This is a genomic window from Treponema saccharophilum DSM 2985 (genome assembly GCF_000255555.1).
Taxonomy (GTDB): Bacteria; Spirochaetota; Spirochaetia; order Treponematales; family Treponemataceae; genus Treponema_D; species Treponema_D saccharophilum.
The window spans coordinates 38,663-57,288 of record NZ_AGRW01000042.1; the positions used below are offsets into that span (position 1 = coordinate 38,663).

Below are 18,626 nucleotides of genomic sequence, written 5' to 3' on the forward strand. Positions count from 1 at the left end.
AAATCAACCGATTTTTAGGGCGCGCCGCTATTCGAGAATGTATCCGACCGCGTTCGAGTAGTATCGCTTTTTGTCGCGCGGGCCGTATTCGCTTGCATCCGCAGCCGTTATGACGATTCTCATTCCGTCCTTGTCAATCAGGAGGGGCTCCTCGCTGTTCTCCACCGCGAGAAGCTCGTCCGTTATGTCGACGTAAATTCCGCCCGCCGTTATGGTGAAGCGCGTTCCGTCCCATGACGAGCCGTCGATTTTCCGGATGCGGCTGAATCCACGGACGTTTATCCACTCGTTTTTTTCAGCATCGACAAACGTATGCTCTCGCGATTTTGAATAGTCCGGTGGCTCGAATCCGAAATCGTTCGCGGAATGTATGTTTTCGAGCCAGCCGATTCTTCCTCGCACGTTACTGATTTCTCCCCATGCGTCGTGAATCAGCGTTTTTTCCTCGTCGGAAAGCTCCGCGTCCGTGCGCCCGACGTCGATTTTCCCGTCCCGCAGGAGATTGTGCGCCTTCAGGACGCGCTCGATTCTCGACGCCTGCTGGAATTCGGGAAGGTCGATTACGTTCACGCGGGGAAGGCACGCGAATATCATGAAGAACGCGAGTATGAGCCACGACCATTTGTCGATGTCGAACGCGCGGAAATTCGAGATTATCGCGCCGAGAATGCAGAGAACCGAGAAGATAATGTAGAGGAGGCTCGCGTACCGCGCCGTTGTCAGCCCGTATGCGCCGACCCTGATTCCCCATGCCGCGCACTGCACGATTACGAGCGGGACGAGCGCGTACGCCCCGTATTTCCTGAACGCGCCGACTGCCTTTCCCCCGAACGCGCCGAGCGTCATCCTCAGCTCGATGAATGATGCCGTCGCAATCGAGACGAAGATGTTTATCATGTTGCTCGGCATTTTGCGTATAACCGCCGATTTGAGGAGATATGCGTAGAGAACCGCGATGTATACGGCGAAAAGCGGAAGGAGCGCGTTTTTGTAGGAGAACAGCACTGCTTTTGGAATCCTGATTTCCTCGTATTCTTTCGTCTCGCCTTCCGCGAGCATCGGCATGAAAACGAGGAATGCCGAGCCTGCCGCCGCCCCGACGAACAGTCCCTCGTCAATCGAGCCGAAAAGCGTGTTTATCGCCGTCAGTATGATTTCGAGCGACGCCGATACGCATCCCGTGATGATTCCCGCGACAGAGAGCGATGCGCTCAGGTGCGCCGCCGCCTTCTCCCGGTGTTTTTTTGCGGCGAGAAACCCGCAGGCGAGCATCACCGCGCATATCGTCGAAAAATAGGTGAGCGGAAAATACGGCTCGTTGTCGTATTGCGAGCGGCACCAGACGCAGACAGGAACGAAAACTGCCAGGGAGATTGCGTTCGCCGCGATTTTTGAATTTGGCTTTTCCTTCAGCGCGCCCGCCGCCATCGAAAGCATGACCGCCATAACCTGCGACCACATCGAAGCGAGCGTGAACGGCATGAACTTTTCGATGTCGTCGGAAACGAACGTGAGCGTCGTCACGGCCGCCCCGATTGCCCCGATTATATAGACCGCCGGGAATTTCCTCGCGCCTGCGGCGATTTCCGATGGCGCCGAAAGAATCGCGCCCCTTATGCCCTTTTTGTTTTTGCCGTTTTCTTTTTCGTCCATGGCGACGATTATACTGCGAAAGAGGGAAGAGGGAAGGGGAAAGCGGAGAGAGGAGAGCGGAGAGAGGAGAGCGGAAAGGGGAGAGCGGAGAGTGGAAAGGGGAGAGGGGAGAGCGGAAAGGGGGAAGAGGAGAGTGGAACGCAAAAAATCCCGTCTTCGTGCAGAAATGAATCTTCTTACAGGGTAAATCCTTAAAGGGTTATAATATTTAAATTAGAAATGGAGGTCAGTATGAAAACAAAATACATGTATTCTGCGGAAAAATGGAATGGTGGTTGGATAGGGATTTTACTGTATGATAAAAACTATAAATCGCACGGTAATGTAGAAATTCTGCATTCTGAAAAAGAGCTTGCAGACTTCCTAAAAAACTATCCGAAGACTGGTGTTATGTATTGTGATGACGAATCTAAAGATGAGGCAAAAAGAATCTGCGACTTATTTAACATTGAGTTTATTGACTCTTAATTATCTAATTTTATCATCAAGTGTATCTACCTTAGAATCTATCCAGCCATCGTCTCTATAACCAGTTAAATATCTATTACATAGAATGTTTGGTGTATCTCCTGCTCTAAACTGCTCTGGCAGTTCGTCCCAAATTTCTTGATTAAACTGGTTTCTAAACGCCTCTTTTTCACAAAGTTCCTCAGTTTGAGTTGAAGCACATCCAATCAAAGCGGCGGCAAGCAAAGCTGCCGAAACAAAAGCGATAAGTTTTTTCATTTTTAATCCTCCTGAAAACAACTTTAATAAACTGTACAAAAAAAGTATCATTGCAACAATTTTTTATTCGTTGAGCAGACAGAGTTTTTTGCTATAATGGCAAGCCTAAAAACCTAAAAGGTCTTGGAATGTCAGAATCAAATCTATCAGAAATAAAAGAAATCACCGTGCTTTGCAAAGTGCTCGACAACTTTGGCGACATAGGCGTTGTTTACCGTCTCTGCCGCTCACTTTCGGACGTTAACGGCTCGCTAAAACTGAATCTTGTGGTGAGCGATTTGGAAACTTTTAAAAGAATGGCACAAGAAATAAATCCGGAGCTGAGTTTTCAAACGTACCGAGGGTGGAACATTTTTGACTGGAACGACGCGGAAACGTGCACAAAATACTTTTCAGAAAATCCGCCGACTGTCGTTTTGCAGACTTTCCAGTGCGGGCTTCCGGACTGGCTTGACGAAATCATTTACGGCGAAGAATTTTCCGCGTCAAAAAAACTTTGCAGAATCGTGAACATCGAATATCTTACGGCAGAAAAATGGGCGGAGGACTTTCATCTTTTGAGGGGGGCGGCAAGGACTGCAAGCGTTCGGAAATACTTTTTTATGCCGGGTTTTACTCCAAAAACGGGCGGACTCATTCTGGACAAAAATTTTACAGAATGCCTCAAAGACAAAAATTACCGGAAAAGCAAAATCGAATCCCTGACAAAATCAATTCCGTTTTCAGACGAAGATTTCAAGATTCTCGTTTTTTCTTACCCAAAAGATTTTTCATTCTTTTTTGAGGCGGTTAACGAGTTTTCACAAAAATCCTCAAGAAAAATTCACGTGTACGTGGCTCCGGGAGCCGGGCTTGCCTCGTTCAAAAAAACGGAATCCGAATATCAAAAGGCGAATTTCTGCGTGGATTATCTTCCGTATCTGAGCCAGGAAGCGTGGGACGCTTTTCTGTGCTCGATGGATTTTCTTTTTATCCGCGGCGAAGACTCGTTCGCACGGGCGGCTCTTTCAGGAATCCCGTTTTTGTGGAACATCTACCAGCAGGACGAGGAATTTCATCTCGTAAAGCTCAAGGCGTTCCTCGACATTTTGAACTGCCCAAAAATCAACGAAATTTCATGGCTCTACAACAGGAATTTCGGGCTTGAATGCGGTCCGGAAGCAATCGACGCGTGGGGAAATATTTCCGAATGCAAAAACGAAGCGGACGCGCAGAAAAAAATGGCGGAGCTTCTCAAAGCGATTCTCTTCAATCTTGACGGGATAAAACCAGCGTTCCGAAATTTTTCGAAAAAAACGCTCGATTTGGGAAATCTCTCGGAAAAGCTGCTGGACTTTTTGCCATTGATAAAATAGCGGGTTTTAAATATAATCAAGCAAACGTCTTTAATGAAAGGAATTCAATCATGGGTACAATTGTTACAAATGAAATCAAAGTCGGCACAGCTTTTATGTGCGAAAATGAACCGCTCATCGTTCAGAAAAAGCTTGGCCAGAAGGGTGGCCGCCAGGGTATCACAGTCAATCTCCGCGTAAAGAATATTGTAACAGGTTCGACAAAGGACCTCGGTGTTGATGCCGGCGATAAATTCCAGGAAATCGAGCTTGAGAAGAAGGCCGTGAAGCTTTCTTACGTCGACGGTGAGGATTACCACTTCATGGACGAGAACTGGGAAGAAGTCGTCCTCTCGAAAGAGGATTTGGGCGACAATGCCGGTTACATCAAGCCGTCTGAAGCGGAAGGCGACGATGACGACTACGCCCTCGAAATCACATACTACGAAGGAAAGGCTGTCGGTATCGACCTCCCCATCAGGATTACGCGCAAAATCACTTACTGCGAGCCTGGAATCAAGGGCGACACGTCAGGAAAATCATCAAAGCCCGCTACATTGGACACGGGAATCGAAGTGATGGTTCCGCTTTTCTGCAACACTGATGACCGCATCGTCATCGACACACGCGACGGCTCATTTGTCGAGCGCGCGAAGGACAAATAATCAATCTGAATATGTCATCGGGGCTGTCCGGAAATCGTGCAGGCGCATGTTTCCGACGGTCTCGGTAACAGCGGAAACGCCCGGGCTGGAAAATGTCCCGGGCTTTTTTTTGCCGTTTTGCCTATTCGAGCGACTCGATGTAGTCGAGCAGATGGTTCACGAGGTCGCCGTTTGCGAGAAGCGACTGCGTGAAATTCATGAACCCGTCGGCAAGGCTTATAGCGGCGGCCGATTTCAGAAGCTCGCGCAGATTGTCGGAAGCCGCATCGCTGTCCGGTGCCGACGTCGTGTTGTACCATTTCCAGAAAATCGAGAGAATCGCGAAGTCCGCGCCGCAGAAATGGCGCCTCATCCGCTCGAGGAGGGCGTCCACTTTGACGAGCTGGTAATCGTCATCCAGAACTGGCGCGTGCCAGACGAACGGCTTTCCCGAAAGGCAGGCGCGCGCGAGCGAATCCTCGCCCCGCACGAACGAGAAGTCGGCCGCCTTGATGAGCGCGTCCCACTGCTCCTGCGGGAGGAACGGCAGCTCCTCGACCTCGAACGGCTTGTCGGCTTCCGTCCACGCTTTCATGAACGGGCTGTGGTTCTTGCTGTTCGCGAGGAGAATCCGCACGGGTTTTCTCGTCGTCGACTGGAAATCGGAAATCGCCTTTACAATCGAGGTGAAATCGCGCTCATACGAGGAGACGAGAATGTCGAACGTCTTTCCCGTCCCGACGGAAAGCTGCCGCGCGAACTGGCTTTCCGCGTCGTGCGCTATTATCAGGCCGCCCGTCTTTTCCGTGAACCCCGGCATGAAATTTATCTTGTGGACGCACGCCTTGCGCGTTCCGCTCTTGAGAAGGTGGAATTCCTCCGCGTACTGCTCTGCCGTCAGGTTGTCGATGCTCACAATCTGGATTGTCTCGGTGAAATTCTTGGAGAAGAGCCGCTTTTCGAGCCACGCGGGGCGGCCGCAGTGGAAGCATTCGAGGATGATGCCGAGCTTTGGGGGAATGATGATGTCGGCGTCCCATGCGATGAGCTGCCAGGTCGAGCCGTTGAACACGATGTCCTGCGTCTTTTTTAGCGGATCGGCAGCCCTGCATATTTCATGGAACGAGCCGAGGTCGGAGACGACAAGCGTCAGGTGCATTTCGGGCCTGCATTCCGAAAGCTTCTTTGCGAGCCTGTATACGATGCCGATGTCGCCGAAATCGTCGGCAGCCCTGCAAAGAATCATCACTTCGTTTTTATCCATGTATTTCTCCGTTCCTTTCCGATTGAGCCTATCGTAACGCCTGCCACCATAAAGTGCAAACGGACTTTTTAGAATCGGGGCCGAAATTGCATCTGAGGAAAACAGCGGGTCAGAATCTGATTCCGAGTCGGAAATTCGGGGCGACGGACACTCGCGTGCTTCCGATTCTGTGCTGCCCCAAATCGCATTCCCGCCTGCAGTTCTCGAACGCGTCGTCGTTCTTTCCGTCTATCCGGAAATCGAACCCCGCCGCGGCGAAGAACTGGAATCGCCGGTACGGTTTGTACGAAAGCGAGAGCCGGACCGACGGAACCGCGGCGACGAATCCGTGCTTGCCGTCGCCGCCCGTCCGCCAGAAAAGCCGTGCGAGCGCGTCTGTTCCGAAATAAATGCTTCCGAAAATGCATTCCTGATGCCCGATTCCCGGCGCAAGCTCGGCGCACTTGTTCATCGTCAGCGGCGACTGCGACGTCGTTGCGAGCGCGTATATGTCGTGGCACCCCGCGAGAATCCCGAAACCGAATGCGGCGTCCGCGTTGACAGTTATTTCCGGCTGAATTAAAGGCGTCCGCTGCGGGTATATTTTCGCGCGTCGCACCGTTTTCCGCATCTCATTTCCGGAAAGCGTTTCCGCCGCGACCGTTTCCTGCGCCACGGTGACCGCGCCCGCGCCGAATTCGTATGCGCGGAACCGCGACGGATGCAGTTTCGTCTTCGGGCACGTTTCCGTGTGGACTCCGCAGGCATCGTACTTTTCGATTTCCGTCGGGATGATTGCGGGAATCAGCCCCGCGTTGTAGACGACGACCGTGAAATCCTCGTTTGCGGGGAATCCGATGACTGTTTTGTTGAAGAACGAGAATGCCGCGACGGGGTTTCTGATGCTCTTGAACTGGACAAGCCCGTCCTTGATGAGCGCGAGCCGCTCGCCGTTTTCGTCGAAGACCGCCGCATCGTAATGACGACCGAGCGAAATCTGGCTGCTTCCCATCTCGGAGAATGCCTCGCTCCCGTCAAGCGCGACCATCCACGCGAGGTACGACTCGCAGGCGTGCATGTCGACGAGCGCGTCCGTCGTGTAGTTTATGAGCCCGTCCGTCTCTTCGTTTATCATCTCCGCGATTGCCGCCATCAGGAACGAGCTTCCCCCTGACGCGCCGATGTCCTCCGGCAATGTGTCGGTCTCCGTTTCATCGGCGGGAAAATCCTCCTCGTCCCCGATTTCAGCCTCGTCTTCGGGAAACACTTTGAGGAAAATGGACTCTGCCTTTTTCCTGAGCCCGAATATCGGCGCGTAGTATTCCGGGACGTCGTCGTACAGCGAGGTGAGGACGCGCGAGACCTGCGCCGGGATGAACGGGCCCGTCCTGAACGGGGAAAAGTCCCGCCCGAGAAATCTGCGGTAGATTTCGTTCATCCGCGGGAGGAATTCGTCCTCGTACCGTTCCTTTTTTGTGTTCCACGCGTTGACGAGCGCGCGCATCCGCCCGAATTTGCGGTATTTCCAGCCGTTCCTGTTCGGCGGGACTGTCGGAACGATGTCCTCCGCGTTGATGATGTTCCATATGAAGCCGAATTTTTCGTCGCCGCAGTTTTCGTCCGTCGTCACGTTGGGGCTTGCGAACGTGAAATCGTAGACGCGCGCCGTGTCGAAAATCCCGTCCGCTGCCATGCGCGCCCCGAGAAGGTTCGCGATTGCCGCGCCGCGCGAATGGCCCGTAATCAGGAAGAACGCATCTTTCGCGGGAATGCCTTTTTTCAGGAGGAACGTCATCAGCGCGTGATGAACCTGCTCCGCCGTGACGGAAAAACCCTCGTGGGTCGGAATCGGCTTTTTCGATTTGTCGCTTATGTTGAGGTTGGAAATCCATTCGTTCGCGTTGAGCGGCGTCCCGCGGATTGTCACGAACACGAGCGGGAATTCCCCATCGTCCGTCTTTATCGTCCTCGATGCGATGCTGAACGCTGCCTGGTCGTTTCCCAAAATCGGTTCGCCGTAGTCGATGTCGTAGTGCATCTCGATGTCGGAGAAATCGACGCCGAGCATCGCGTAAATGTCTTCGATGATGTGCGGCTTTCCCGCGCTGTAGTCGTCGTACGCGACCTCGGAAAGAACCGCCGCAATCCGCGCAATGTCGTGGTCGTACTCGAACGAGGATTTCCGCCCGAACCATTCCTCGTTCCAGCCGACGTCGAGGGGAACCGGCTCCTCCCAGACGGTTTCAAGTCCCGCGATGGGGAACGTTTTTCCCGCCGCGAGCGATGTCGCCAGCGCGAAAAGAAGCAGAAATGATGCGCGCGAGAATGCCGTCCGCATGTTCCCTCCTCAATCGAGCTTCACGGAAAGCTTGACGTATTCGCCGTCCCTGTAGACCGTCACGCTCACGGTGTCGCCCGGATGCTTCGATTCGAGCGCGCTCATGTAGTCGGCGTACGTCGCGACCTGGACGGAATCTATCTGCGTGATGATGTCCCCGCCCAAGTTGAACGAATTCGATCGCGAGTAGCGCTGCCTGACGGGGAACGTTCCTCCTCTGAGCCCCGATTTTTCCGTGGAGCTTTCCGCCGTGACCGCGCTCACGAGAATCCCGTTCGTTATGCGCACTTTTGAGAGACCCGCCGCCTGCCCCGCCGCTGAATTGATGTAGTTCGCGATTGTGCTGGACATCTGCACGGGCGTTATCGCGATTTTTCCCCTGTTGACCTTGCCGAACTGAATCAGGTCGTTGACGACGCGCTGCGCCGTGCTGACGGGAACGGCAAATCCGAGCCCCGCCGAGCTTCCCGAATTCGAGATTATCATCGTGTTTATGCCTATCATCTTTCCGTTCGAGTCGAGGAGCGGCCCGCCCGAATTTCCGGGGTTTATCGCGGCGTCGGTCTGAATCATGTTCCTGATTATCACGTTCGAGCTTTCCTGAATCGGGCGCCCGAGCCCGGAAATTATTCCCGTCGTCATCGTGCGCTCGAGCGCGAACGGGTTTCCGATTGCGATGACTTTCTGCCCGACCTTGAGGTTGTTGCTGTTCCCGAAGTCTATCGTTCGCAGCTCCTTTCCGTTCGGGTCGAATTTGAGGACCGCGATGTCGCTTTCGACGTCGGCGCCGACGACTTTACCCTCGTATGCCGAGCCGTCCGCGAGGGAGATGTTTATCCTGCTCGCGTTCGATATCACGTGGACGTTCGTCACGACGTACCCGCGCTTGTCGATTATCGAGCCGGAACCGCTTCCGCCGTCCTCGAGCATCGGCTCGAAAAGCCAGTTGTACGCCATTTCCTGCGTCGTTATGTTGACGACTGCCTCGTTGCATTTTTTGTACACGGCGATGTTCTGCTGCTCGTCAATCGTGTATTTCGTCTCCGCGTTGGCGATTGTGGAGACCCGCGAGAGCAGGTTCTCGTATTTCTGCGAAAGCTCCGCGATTTTCTCGTTCTGCAAATCGGCTTCCGTCTTTTCGGGGACGATTTCGCTTTCCGCGGGGATTTCTGCGATTTCCGCCTCCGGAATTTCCGCATCGTCCGCCCCGTTTCCGCCGTTCCTGCCCGCGATTGTCAGCGGCACCGCCGCGATTGCGGCACCGGCTGCTATTCCGATGAGCGTGTTGCGCACCATCTCTCGTCTTGAATACAACTTCATGGGTTCGATTATAAAAAAAAGCACTCCGTCGATGAAGTGCTTTTGACGGGCGCTTTCCCGCGTTTAGAATGAAATCGTGTCGCCGACTTTTATTCCCGCGCGCGTGAACCATCCCTGCGGGACTTCGAGCGCGTACCGCACGCTTACCGTGCTGGAGACGTCCGCGAGGCTGTACGGCGTCATGTCGAATATGTCGCGGATTCTCATCGACGAGTCGATGTACGCGATTGACAGCGGGTGGGGCGTGTTCTTCATCCAGAACGAGAGAATCTGGTCTTTCTCGAAGACGAAAAGCATTCCCGTCCCGTCGGGGATGTCCTTCCGCTCCATGAATCCGTGCTGCCTCGTCTCGTACGTGTCGGCGATTTCTGCCGTCACGGACACGCGCGTGCCGTCTGTCTTTTCGATTGTTATGGTCTTCGCGGGAAGTTTTTTTGCCGAGCATGAAAAAGCGAGCGCAAACGCCATAAAAATGACGGCGGCCGCCGATTTTGCCGTTCTCATCTCAAAGCCCCTTGAGGAATTCGTCTCTTGCCCGCTCCGCCGCAGTTTCCCGCACGGTCGCCGATTCCTTCTTCTGCTTGAACGCTTTAGCGTCGACGTATTTGAGCGAGAGCGGCTTTTCGAGCGAGAGCGTCACGGAATCAGATTTCCATACCGATTTTTTTGGGGAAATTTCGTCGGGGATTCCGTATTTTTCGCAAAGCTCCTCGAATACGGAATGGTAGTCCACCATCTCCTCGTTCAGGTTCAGCGTGATGACGGAAAGCTTCTCGTCCGAAAACTGGAACCAGCACCGCTCGAAGAACGAGTACACCGCATAAATCGTCGGGTCAGTCTCTATGACGGTCTCGTGGCTGCTCGGGGAAAGCGATACGTCCCTGTCGCCCCGGTACCCGAACTGGTGGTCGCTTTTGAGCGCGCTCTTTACGGAATCGACGTCCATCCCGAGCTTCACTTTCCCGTATCCGGAAGGAAGAGAGGCCGCCTGAAAGCACGCAATGAGCAGCGATGATGCCGCTATAATCAGTTTCCGCAAATTCATCGTTAGTCCTTGCCCCGCCTAGTGCTGCCGTTTGAGGAGGTTCTTCCTGTACGTCGCCGCGTAATCGATGAGCGTGGAGCATTTCTTTATGAGAATCTTGTTGTTCACAATCTTGAAGAAATTCTGGTTTATGAATCTCTTGCTGTTGCGCGCCTGCTCGAGCTTCGTCAGCCCGCACATCGTCGCGATGTCGTTCGTGGTGAAGTTCGTCTGATACGGCTGCGCGAGCTGTTCCTCGGTAAAGTTGAGCTTCTCAATCTGGAGCGAGAGCATGTCGAGCATCTTCTGCACCAGGTCGTCCCTGATGAGGCTGTTCGAAAGCTGCCGCTGCATCGCCCAAAGCCTGTCGGAGAACGTCGTCGTGATTTTCGTAATCATCGCCGGGTTCGTCTCCGTTATCTTTATGAAGTTCGACATGCTGACCGCGGTGAGCTTGCAGTTCTCGTTTGCGATTGCCGACGCCGAGCGCAGGTCGTTGTTCAGGAGCGCCATCTCGCCGAACATGTCGCCCTGCTTCAGTATGGCGAGCGTCACCTCGGTGTCGTTCGTGACCTTCGAGATTTTTACAGAGCCTTCCTTGATGATGAACATCTCGGAGCCTGGCTGGAAGTCGGAGAAAATCATCGTTCCGCGCGGATAGGTGCGCTCCACCTCGTTCGTCGGCTCAAGGTAGACCGCCTTCGTCCCGCTTTTCTTTATCGCGAGGAACCGGTGCTTCGCGTCCTCAAGCCCCGGACCGGGAATGTTCAGCTTCAGGTACTGGTAGTAGGCGAACAGCGCGACGTCGGTCTGGTCATCGTTGTCGTAGTGCTTGGCGAGGCTGTAAATCATCTCCGCCTGGTTGTCCCGCGCCTTCTTGTTCGTCGTCTGCTGCATGAGGATTTCGTTCAGCGCCTTCATCCTCTTTGAGAATCCGCGGATGATTTTGAGCGCGACCGGCGTGTTTAGCTGAATCAGGTCCGGGTACTGCGACTTCCGCACGAGAATCGCGCTTACGTCGGTCATCGCGATTGCCGTCTCTATCTGGGTTTTGTTCGACATGCACGAAATGACGCCGATGAAGTCGCCGGGCCCCATCATGTTGAGGCTTTTCTCGCTCGACACCTCGTTGGCGTGGGTTACGTAAACCTGCCCGCTTTGTATTATGAAAAAGAAATCCGACTGTTTGTTCTCCTCCACAAGAAGATAGTCACCTTTTTTGAAGATTTTCGCTGAAAGTTGCAGCCTTGGTTTCTGTGTGTTCTGGATTGCTGGCATAAAGCTCCCCGTATTTTTTTTATAAAACCCGTCCGGCAGCAAGGCATCGGACTGGTCTATTGTGAACCGTGCAAAACAGCGTTTTCCATCGGCTCCCGTATTTATTCCCCCGAACAAGCCGGCGGATTGACTTTTTCCTGCGCATTCCGCACGTCTATCAAAGATAAACCCAAAACCTATATTTTTGGATTTTTTCTAAAATCTGTATCCGCGCTATCGATTGCTCTGAATATCGGCATTTTTGTTTTCTCCATTTAGGACGGCTTTTCGCTCACGCGAACACGACCTCGCACTCAAGCTCGATTCCCGTTTTCCTGCGCACTTCCTCCCTGACAAGCTCAATCAGGGAGCGCACGTCCGCTGACGATGCCGTTCCGTTCGGGTTGATTATGAAATTCCCGTGGAAGTCGGCAACTTTCGCGCCGCCGATTTTCGTTCCCTTCAGCCCGCACTCGTCTATGAGCTTCCCCGCGATGATTTCTTTTTCCGGGATGTTCTTGAATATGCTTCCCGCGCTCGCCGCCATGAAGTGCCCGCGCGCCGCCCGTTCCCCGAGCGCCTCCTGATAAATCCGCGTCATTTCCTCGTCGCTTTTCGAATCGTCCTTCTCGAGCGTGAAGTCGGCGGAGAGGACGAGCTTCCCGCGCTGGAACGGGGAGCGCTTGTAGCCGAAATCGATTTCGCTTTTCGTGTATTCCTTCAGCTTCAGGTCGTCGAGGTCGAGGTAGCGGACGGAAACGAGCCTGTCGCACGCGCTGAACCCGAAGCATGTCGCGTTCATCGAAACCGCGCCGCCGACCGTTCCCGGCAGCCCCGAAAATTTCTCGACGCCGAGCAGCTTCTCCTTCTTGCAGTGCGCGCAGATTGCGCCCCACGTGAGCCCCGCGCCGAACCTGAGCGTGCATTCGCTTTTTCCGATGCTCATCGCCTTCCTGTAAAGCCCTTGCGCCGCGCTTTCGACGCGCTCGATTCCCCGGATTGTCTTTGTCGAGATGACGGCGAAGTCAATCTTGTCGCCCGCGATGACGTTGCTTCCTCCTCCCAATATGAAAAAGGGAATTCCCCCCTGCGTGCAGTAAGTCACCGCGAACACAAGCGACTCCTCGTCCTCCGGCTCGAGGAATATCGGGGCGTCGCCGCCGACGCGCATCGTGGTGTGCTTGACCATCGGCTCGTCGGTCTTGATGTTCCCCCTGAACCTCGCCCTGAAATAGTCGTTGAAAGAAATCTGTGAAACCATGGCGTCCATTATAACGAACATTTCGAGAATCGTAATCGAAAAGCCGCCCGCGCGCCCGTTTTTTTTGCGCCCCGTGCCGGCATTTTTGACGCGGAATTTCGGATTGCGGCGGCCCGCCACGCGCGTTTGCGCCCCGTGCATAGCGATTTTTTTTTGCGATTGATGTAGAATCATCATCCGACAAACGATATTACGGCGGCTTCTTGAGCAAACGGAGATGGCCGCCTTCCGGAGGAGATAAATGGCACTGAGACTGTACAACACGATGGGAAGGAAGATGGAGGAGTTCAAGCCGATTGTCGAAGGGCATGTCGGCTTTTATGGATGCGGCCCGACGGTCTATAATTACGCGCACATCGGGAATCTCCGCCCCTACGTTTTTCTTGACATCCTTGACAAGACGCTCACGTATTTGGGCTACGACATAAAGCACGTGATGAACATAACTGATGTCGGCCATCTTACGGGCGATGCCGACGACGGAACCGACAAGATGGTGAAGTCGGCTGAGGAACGGCATCAGTCCGTGCTCGAGATTGCACGCTTCTACACGGACGCGTTCCTTTCCGACATCGACGCGATGAACATCCGCCGTCCCGACGTCATCTGCAAGGCGACGGAGCATATTCCCGACATGATTGAGCTCATCAAGAAAATCGAGGCGAACGGGCACACGTACATGGCGGGCGGAAACCTCTATTACGACATCTCGACGTTCCCCGATTACGGGAAGCTCGCCAACCTCAACCTGGACGAGCTGAAGGCGGGGGCGGGCAGGCGTGCCGTCTCCATAATCGACCAGAACAAGCGCAACCCGAACGATTTCGTCCTCTGGTTCACGAAAAGCAAATTCGAGGACCAGGCGATGACGTGGGATTCCCCGTGGGGGCGCGGATATCCGGGCTGGCATATCGAATGCTCCGCCATGAGCATGAAGTACCTCGGGAAGCATTTCGACATACACACGGGCGGAATCGACCACGTTCCCGTCCACCACACGAACGAGATTGCGCAGTCGGAAGGCTCGTTCACCGCGGAGGAGCGCGCCGAAGGCCCGTGGGTCAAGTATTGGCTCCACAATGAATTCCTCGTCATCGAGGGCGGGAACAAAATGTCAAAGTCGTCGGGGAAATTCCTCCGCCTCCAGACAATCCTCGACAACGGATACGCCGCTCTCGACTACCGGTTCTTCCTGCTCGGCGGGCATTACCGGAAGCCGCTCGCGTTCTCGTGGGGCGCGATGGATTCGGCGAGGAGCGGCCGCGAGTCGCTCAACCAGCGCGTCGCGAAGCTCATCCAGAAGGCGAATGCGGAGGAGAACCTTTCGCTCACGAAGGAGAATTTCCGCCAGGTCCTGTCGGCGATAAAACCGACCGTGACGGACAACATCGACCGTTTCCGCGAGGGGCTCGAGAACGACCTTGCGACGCCCGTCGCGCTGTCGGCGATGCAGAAGGAATCGAACGGGAAGGGAAGGAAAGCCTCCGAGGCGCTTTCGAACATCCTCGTGATGGACGGAATCCTCTCGCTCGACGTCATTCCGTGCGCGTTCGACGCAATCGAGAAGCAGGCATCTGCGTCAATTCCCGACTCGCACGAAGGAGACCCTGAGGCGCAGGAGATTGACGCGCTCGTGGCGAAACGGACGGCGGCGAAGAAGGCGAAGGATTTTGCCGAAAGCGACCGCATCCGCGACGAGCTTTCCGCGCGGGGAATCGCAATCATCGACACGCCTTCCGGGGCGGTGTGGAAGCGCGTCTGAGCCGTTTCTGTAACCACCGTATCGGAAAATGGTTCTTTAGAGGATTTCAAAAGTGGAAAATCAATCGACGACGGAGAAATCGTACAATGCCGCTGATTCCGGCGACTTCCGTGCGATTTACGACGCGACTTTCAAACTTCTGTACACAATCTCATTCCGCATAGTCTGCGAGGAGGACGCTGCCGAAGACCTCGTTCACGATTCGTACATAAAGGCGAACGAGAAGGGCATGGTCTTTCCGAGCCTCGACGACGCAAAATTCTGGCTCATACGGGTCGTGAAGAATGCCAGCCTGAACTATGCGATGCGAAAGTCGAGGGAGAGGAAGGCGTACCACAAGGCTTTTTACGAGGACACGCGGAAAGTCGAGACGGGCGAGCAGAGCGTCCTGAAGGAGGAGGCGAAGAGGAAAGCCGTCGAGGCGCTCAACAGCCTTCCGAAGCATCTCCGCGAGGTTCTCATCCTCAAGGAATACGGGAACCTGAACTACAAGGAGATAGGGAAAGTTCTCGGCATTTCCGAGGGGAACGTGAAAGTCAGGGTTTTTCGCGCGAGGGAGAAACTCGAGAAATTCATCGGCGACGGCGATTCGGTTTTTCTGAGCTGATTTTCAGAAAATGAGCCGCCTGCGGGAAATTGTTTTTTCCGGGCGGCTGTGTTTTGAAAAGGTTCTGTCCGGATTCGGTGGATACATGGTTTCTCGTGTCATTCCGAATAGATTTTTTGGAAACAGAATCAAAATCAACCGTCTTTTCAGACGGAAGTTTGAAAAAAGTAACGGAACCTGTCCGGAATTTTTTCCGGCAGTCTGATTTCAAAGTTTGCGACGGAAGGATGCGCTTCCGGACGTCTCTATTGAAAAAAGGAGTTGCGATATGGCATGTCACAAGGATTTGCATTCGGTTTACATCGACGGGGAAATGCCCGATGCGTTCGTCGGGAAATACGAGTCGCTTGTCTCGTCCGACCCGAAAATCGCTGAGGCTTGCGAGCGTATGGTTCGCGTGCACGAGCTTCTGAAGGAGGATTCCGACGACGTTTCCTCCGCTGTCAGCGACGAATTTATGGAAAAAAGTTTTGAGCGGCTTCAGAGCAAGATGCGCCATTCAAAAACGGTCCAGTTCTCGCGCCCGAAGAAAATTCCGTCTGCGGCCATTCCCGTCTCCGTGTCGGCTGCCGCCGCCGTTTTCGCGTGCGTCTACATTCCTTCGAGCATGAAATCGTACGAGGGAATTTCCCATCCTGTCGAAATCAGCGCGATTGCCGGAAGCGAGCTTACTCCGCTCGACGAAATCGACGTGAAGATAGACGGGAACATCCACAGCGAGAAGCTTCCGGAGGTTTTTGCCGCAGTTGCAAAGGACGTGAAGTCGTCTTCCGCGCCGTCCGAGCAGCCGTCTGCCGTTTCCGATGACGCGGAAAGCGCGGATTCGTCCGTGCAGAAGACCGTGCGCGCGTCCGCCGTCGTGTCGAACAGCACGCGCCGGTTCAGCTCGAGCATGACGTCCGTCGATGTTTTCCGTCCGAACTTCATCAATTCAGACGAATGAGCATGAAATTCTCCCTCCTTTTCAGAAAATCGCCTGCGTTCAGGACGCTTTTGTATGTGTCCGTCATCGGCGCGGCCGTTTCCGTGTTCTCCCTTGTCGCGGTGAATTCCCGGCGCGTTCCCGTAATCGCGTCGCTCGACCCGCCCGTCGGTTCCGCGGGGGACATCCTCACCATTTCCGGGGAGAACTTCGGAATCCTGAGGGAATCTTCCTTCGTGGAGATAGCGGGAAGCCGGATTACTTCGAGCGGCTACATTGAATGGAGCGATTCCCTCATAAAAGTCGTAATCCCGTCGAACGTGCAGGACGGTCTCGTGTCCGTCGTGACGGGCGAGGGGCGCTCGAAACCGGGCTTTTTCGCGAACTCCTCGGGGATTCCCGTCGTGGCGCCGCCCGACACGAGCACTTCCCTTCCTGTCGTCTCTTCCGTCTTGCCCTCGTCCGCATTCATCGGCTCCGTCGTCACGATAACGGGGACGAATTTCGGCTCCGTGCGCGGCTCGTCAAGCGTCGTTTTTACGGCGAACAGGAGCGGCGAGGCGTCCGATTCCGCGGACAGTTTTTCGATTCCCGCCGACGAGAGGAGCTTCGATTACGAGTCGTGGAGCGATTCCGAGATAAAGGTGAGGATTCCTGACGGCGCGGCTTCCGGAAACGTCTTCGTGAGGACGGAGAAGGGCGTGAGCGGTACGAAGCGGCTCGACGTGAAGTCCGCCGGGACGAAGAAGGTGTTCTCCGGAAAAACATACGTCGTCAAGCTCGACGAGGACGTCGATTCGATCGACTCGAAGAACGCGACGAACATCACGCTCCGCGTTCCCCGGCCCGTCGTATCGTCCTTCCAGCCGTTCGTGGAGATGAACGAATGCGTTCCCGAGCCGCTTATCGCGGATTTCAACAATTCCGTAATCCACCAGATTGAGCTGCAAAAGTCGCGGCAGAACCAGAGCTACAAGCAGAAATTCTCGCAGTCGTTCGTCGTGACGACTTTCTGCGTCGAGACGGAGCTGAATCCGCGCAACGTCAAGGCGTACGACAAGGAGCGCGTCCTCTACCGGAAGTCCGTCGCGCCCGACCAGCTTGTCGAGAGCGCCGACAGCGCCGTCGTGGAGATGGCGCGCGCGATTGTCGGCAAGGAGTCGAACCCGTACCTTCAGGCGCGCGCCGTCTACGATTACATGCTCGCGAACTACACGGTCCTTCCCGGAATGCGCCCGTCCGATTCCGACCCGAAGGAGCTTCTTTCGTGGAAGCGCGGCGACGCGTACGATTTTGCGATACTGTACACGGCGATGCTGCGCTCGCTCGGCATCCCGTCACTTCCCGTCGCGGGAATCCTCGTCTCTCCGAACGAATCGTCTGAATCAGGCGTTTCGGTGAGGAACCATTGGTGGTCGGAATTCTACATCGAGGGATTCGGCTGGATTCCCGTCGACGTCGCGCTCGGAAACGGAATGGAATTCGACTCGTTCAGGGCTATTCCGAACAACGACGTCGCCTCGTACTATTTCGGCTCGATTGACAACCAGCACGTCGCCTTCTCGCGCGGCTGGAACGAGGTGAAGCAGTCGCTCGTCAACGGAAAAATCGTCTACCGCCCGCGCACGTTCGCGTTCCAGTCGATATGGGAGGAGGCGGGCGAGGGAAGCGTGAACTACAGCTCGCTGTGGAACAACCCGATTGTCCAGGGAATCTACTAGCATTTTCGCTTTTTGAATTTCCGGAACCAAATTTGTCCGGGAAATCTTTTCAACGTATTGGAGGAAAAATGTCAACAAAAGTTTTGTCAGTCGGCGGCTCGATTGTCGCCCCCGAGTATCCTGATGTCGAGTTCGTCGGGAAATTCGTCTCGATGGTCAAGGAGTTCCTTTCGTCGCATCCCGAGGACAGGCTCATCCTCGTCGTCGGCGGCGGCGGACCTGCCCGCATTTACCAGAAGGCGTTCCGCGACGTGACGGGGACGCCCGCCGATTCCGGGACGGACGATGCGGATTGGATAGGAATCATGGCGACGCGGCTGAACGCGCAGTTCGTCAAGGCGAGCTTCGGTTCGCTCTGCCGCGAGCCTGTCGTGACCGACCCGACCGCATCGTCGAAATTCGAGGGGCGTATTCTCGTCGCCGCGGGATGGAAACCGGGATTCTCGACGGACAACGACGCCGTCCTGCTTGCCGAGAAATTCGGGGCCGACACGGTCGTGAATCTTTCCAACATTGAGAAAGTGTACACTGACGACCCGCGGAAGAATCCCGAGGCGAAGCCGCTCGACGAGATTTCGTGGGATGAATTCAGGAAGATGGTCGGCGACGAGTGGGTTCCCGGAAAGAACTGCCCGTTCGACCCGATTGCGAGCCGCAGGGCGCAGGAGCTCGGGCTTGTCGTGATTTGCGCCGGCGGAAAGAACATCGGGAACACGAAATCGATTCTCGAGGGAAAATCATACGTCGGAACGACAATCCGCTGATTTTTTTGCGGAATGTGTGCCGGATTTTGGGGATTTGCTCCCTGAATCCG

The 18,626-nt window shown here is 54.7% G+C and carries 18 protein-coding genes; 9 read left to right on the plus strand and 9 right to left on the minus strand.

The features are described from left to right. Nucleotides 1-27: 27 nt before the first annotated feature. Nucleotides 28-1,653, minus strand: coding sequence for a DUF4153 domain-containing protein (locus TRESADRAFT_RS05375; RefSeq protein WP_002703561.1), 1,626 nt, complete (start codon nucleotides 1,651-1,653; stop codon nucleotides 28-30). Here TRESADRAFT_RS05375 and TRESADRAFT_RS15965 point away from each other — a divergent pair. Next, nucleotides 1,652-1,840, plus strand: a complete 189-nt coding sequence (locus tag TRESADRAFT_RS15965; protein WP_159100033.1) for a hypothetical protein — start codon at nucleotides 1,652-1,654, stop codon at nucleotides 1,838-1,840. The genes TRESADRAFT_RS05375 and TRESADRAFT_RS15965 overlap by 2 nt on opposite strands. Before the next feature lie 44 nt (nucleotides 1,841-1,884). After that, nucleotides 1,885-2,121 (plus strand): hypothetical protein, encoded by a 237-nt coding sequence (locus TRESADRAFT_RS05380; protein WP_002703563.1) that lies wholly within the window; start codon nucleotides 1,885-1,887, stop codon nucleotides 2,119-2,121. Here the strand turns inward: TRESADRAFT_RS05380 and TRESADRAFT_RS05385 are convergent, their stop codons facing one another. Beyond that, on the minus strand, nucleotides 2,122-2,379 hold the full coding sequence (locus TRESADRAFT_RS05385) for a hypothetical protein (RefSeq protein ID WP_002703565.1): 258 nt from the start codon (nucleotides 2,377-2,379) through the stop codon (nucleotides 2,122-2,124). 128 nt (nucleotides 2,380-2,507) lie between these two features. On the opposite strand from TRESADRAFT_RS05385, the gene earP (TRESADRAFT_RS05390) reads away from it, so the two are divergent. Further along, nucleotides 2,508-3,734 (plus strand): elongation factor P maturation arginine rhamnosyltransferase EarP, encoded by a 1,227-nt coding sequence (earP, locus tag TRESADRAFT_RS05390; protein WP_002703567.1) that lies wholly within the window; start codon nucleotides 2,508-2,510, stop codon nucleotides 3,732-3,734. A gap of 50 nt (nucleotides 3,735-3,784) precedes the next feature. After that, nucleotides 3,785-4,378 (plus strand): elongation factor P, encoded by a 594-nt coding sequence (locus tag TRESADRAFT_RS05395; protein ID WP_002703570.1) that lies wholly within the window; start codon nucleotides 3,785-3,787, stop codon nucleotides 4,376-4,378. 121 nt (nucleotides 4,379-4,499) lie between these two features. Here TRESADRAFT_RS05395 and earP (TRESADRAFT_RS05400) read toward each other — a convergent pair whose 3' ends face one another. The 7 genes from earP (TRESADRAFT_RS05400) to murB all read right to left on the minus strand — a co-directional run bounded on the left by earP (TRESADRAFT_RS05400) (nucleotide 4,500) and on the right by murB (nucleotide 12,800). After that, nucleotides 4,500-5,621 carry an elongation factor P maturation arginine rhamnosyltransferase EarP gene (gene earP, locus TRESADRAFT_RS05400; RefSeq protein ID WP_002703572.1) on the minus strand — a complete coding sequence of 374 codons (1,122 nt, stop codon included), beginning with the start codon at nucleotides 5,619-5,621 and terminating at the stop codon, nucleotides 4,500-4,502. A 109-nt stretch (nucleotides 5,622-5,730) separates the two neighbouring features. Next, nucleotides 5,731-7,938 (minus strand): lipase family protein, encoded by a 2,208-nt coding sequence (locus tag TRESADRAFT_RS05405; RefSeq protein ID WP_002703574.1) that lies wholly within the window; start codon nucleotides 7,936-7,938, stop codon nucleotides 5,731-5,733. A gap of 9 nt (nucleotides 7,939-7,947) precedes the next feature. Continuing rightward, complete coding sequence (locus TRESADRAFT_RS05410; RefSeq protein ID WP_040842331.1) at nucleotides 7,948-9,258, minus strand: S1C family serine protease; 1,311 nt, start codon at nucleotides 9,256-9,258, stop codon at nucleotides 7,948-7,950. 63 nt (nucleotides 9,259-9,321) lie between these two features. Further along, complete coding sequence (locus TRESADRAFT_RS05415) at nucleotides 9,322-9,762, minus strand: DUF192 domain-containing protein (RefSeq protein ID WP_002703585.1); 441 nt, start codon at nucleotides 9,760-9,762, stop codon at nucleotides 9,322-9,324. Between the two features lies 1 nt (nucleotide 9,763). Beyond that, nucleotides 9,764-10,303, minus strand: a complete 540-nt coding sequence (locus TRESADRAFT_RS05420; RefSeq protein WP_002703586.1) for a hypothetical protein — start codon at nucleotides 10,301-10,303, stop codon at nucleotides 9,764-9,766. Between the two features lie 18 nt (nucleotides 10,304-10,321). Next, a complete protein-coding gene (locus TRESADRAFT_RS05425) occupies nucleotides 10,322-11,560 on the minus strand; it encodes a Crp/Fnr family transcriptional regulator (protein ID WP_002703587.1) in 1,239 nt (412 codons plus the stop codon). A gap of 271 nt (nucleotides 11,561-11,831) precedes the next feature. Then, on the minus strand, nucleotides 11,832-12,800 hold the full coding sequence (murB, locus tag TRESADRAFT_RS05430) for a UDP-N-acetylmuramate dehydrogenase (protein WP_159100034.1): 969 nt from the start codon (nucleotides 12,798-12,800) through the stop codon (nucleotides 11,832-11,834). 241 nt (nucleotides 12,801-13,041) lie between these two features. On the opposite strand from murB, the gene cysS reads away from it, so the two are divergent. From cysS to pyrH, 5 genes are all read left to right on the plus strand, one after another. Further along, on the plus strand, nucleotides 13,042-14,562 hold the full coding sequence (cysS, locus tag TRESADRAFT_RS05435; protein ID WP_002703589.1) for a cysteine--tRNA ligase: 1,521 nt from the start codon (nucleotides 13,042-13,044) through the stop codon (nucleotides 14,560-14,562). Between the two features lie 52 nt (nucleotides 14,563-14,614). Further along, the gene (locus TRESADRAFT_RS05440) at nucleotides 14,615-15,169 is read left to right on the plus strand and encodes an RNA polymerase sigma factor (protein WP_002703590.1); all 555 of its coding nucleotides are present in this window, start codon (nucleotides 14,615-14,617) and stop codon (nucleotides 15,167-15,169) included. A 268-nt stretch (nucleotides 15,170-15,437) separates the two neighbouring features. Beyond that, nucleotides 15,438-16,112: an anti-sigma factor gene (locus tag TRESADRAFT_RS05445; RefSeq protein WP_002703591.1), complete on the plus strand. Its 675-nt coding sequence runs from the start codon at nucleotides 15,438-15,440 to the stop codon at nucleotides 16,110-16,112. Continuing rightward, nucleotides 16,109-17,812, plus strand: a complete 1,704-nt coding sequence (locus tag TRESADRAFT_RS05450) for a transglutaminase domain-containing protein (protein WP_002703592.1) — start codon at nucleotides 16,109-16,111, stop codon at nucleotides 17,810-17,812. The genes TRESADRAFT_RS05445 and TRESADRAFT_RS05450 overlap by 4 nt, the downstream gene beginning before the upstream one ends. Nucleotides 17,813-17,880: 68 nt before the next feature. Next, a complete protein-coding gene (gene pyrH, locus TRESADRAFT_RS05455; protein WP_002703594.1) occupies nucleotides 17,881-18,576 on the plus strand; it encodes a UMP kinase in 696 nt (231 codons plus the stop codon). Nucleotides 18,577-18,626 lie beyond the last annotated feature (50 nt).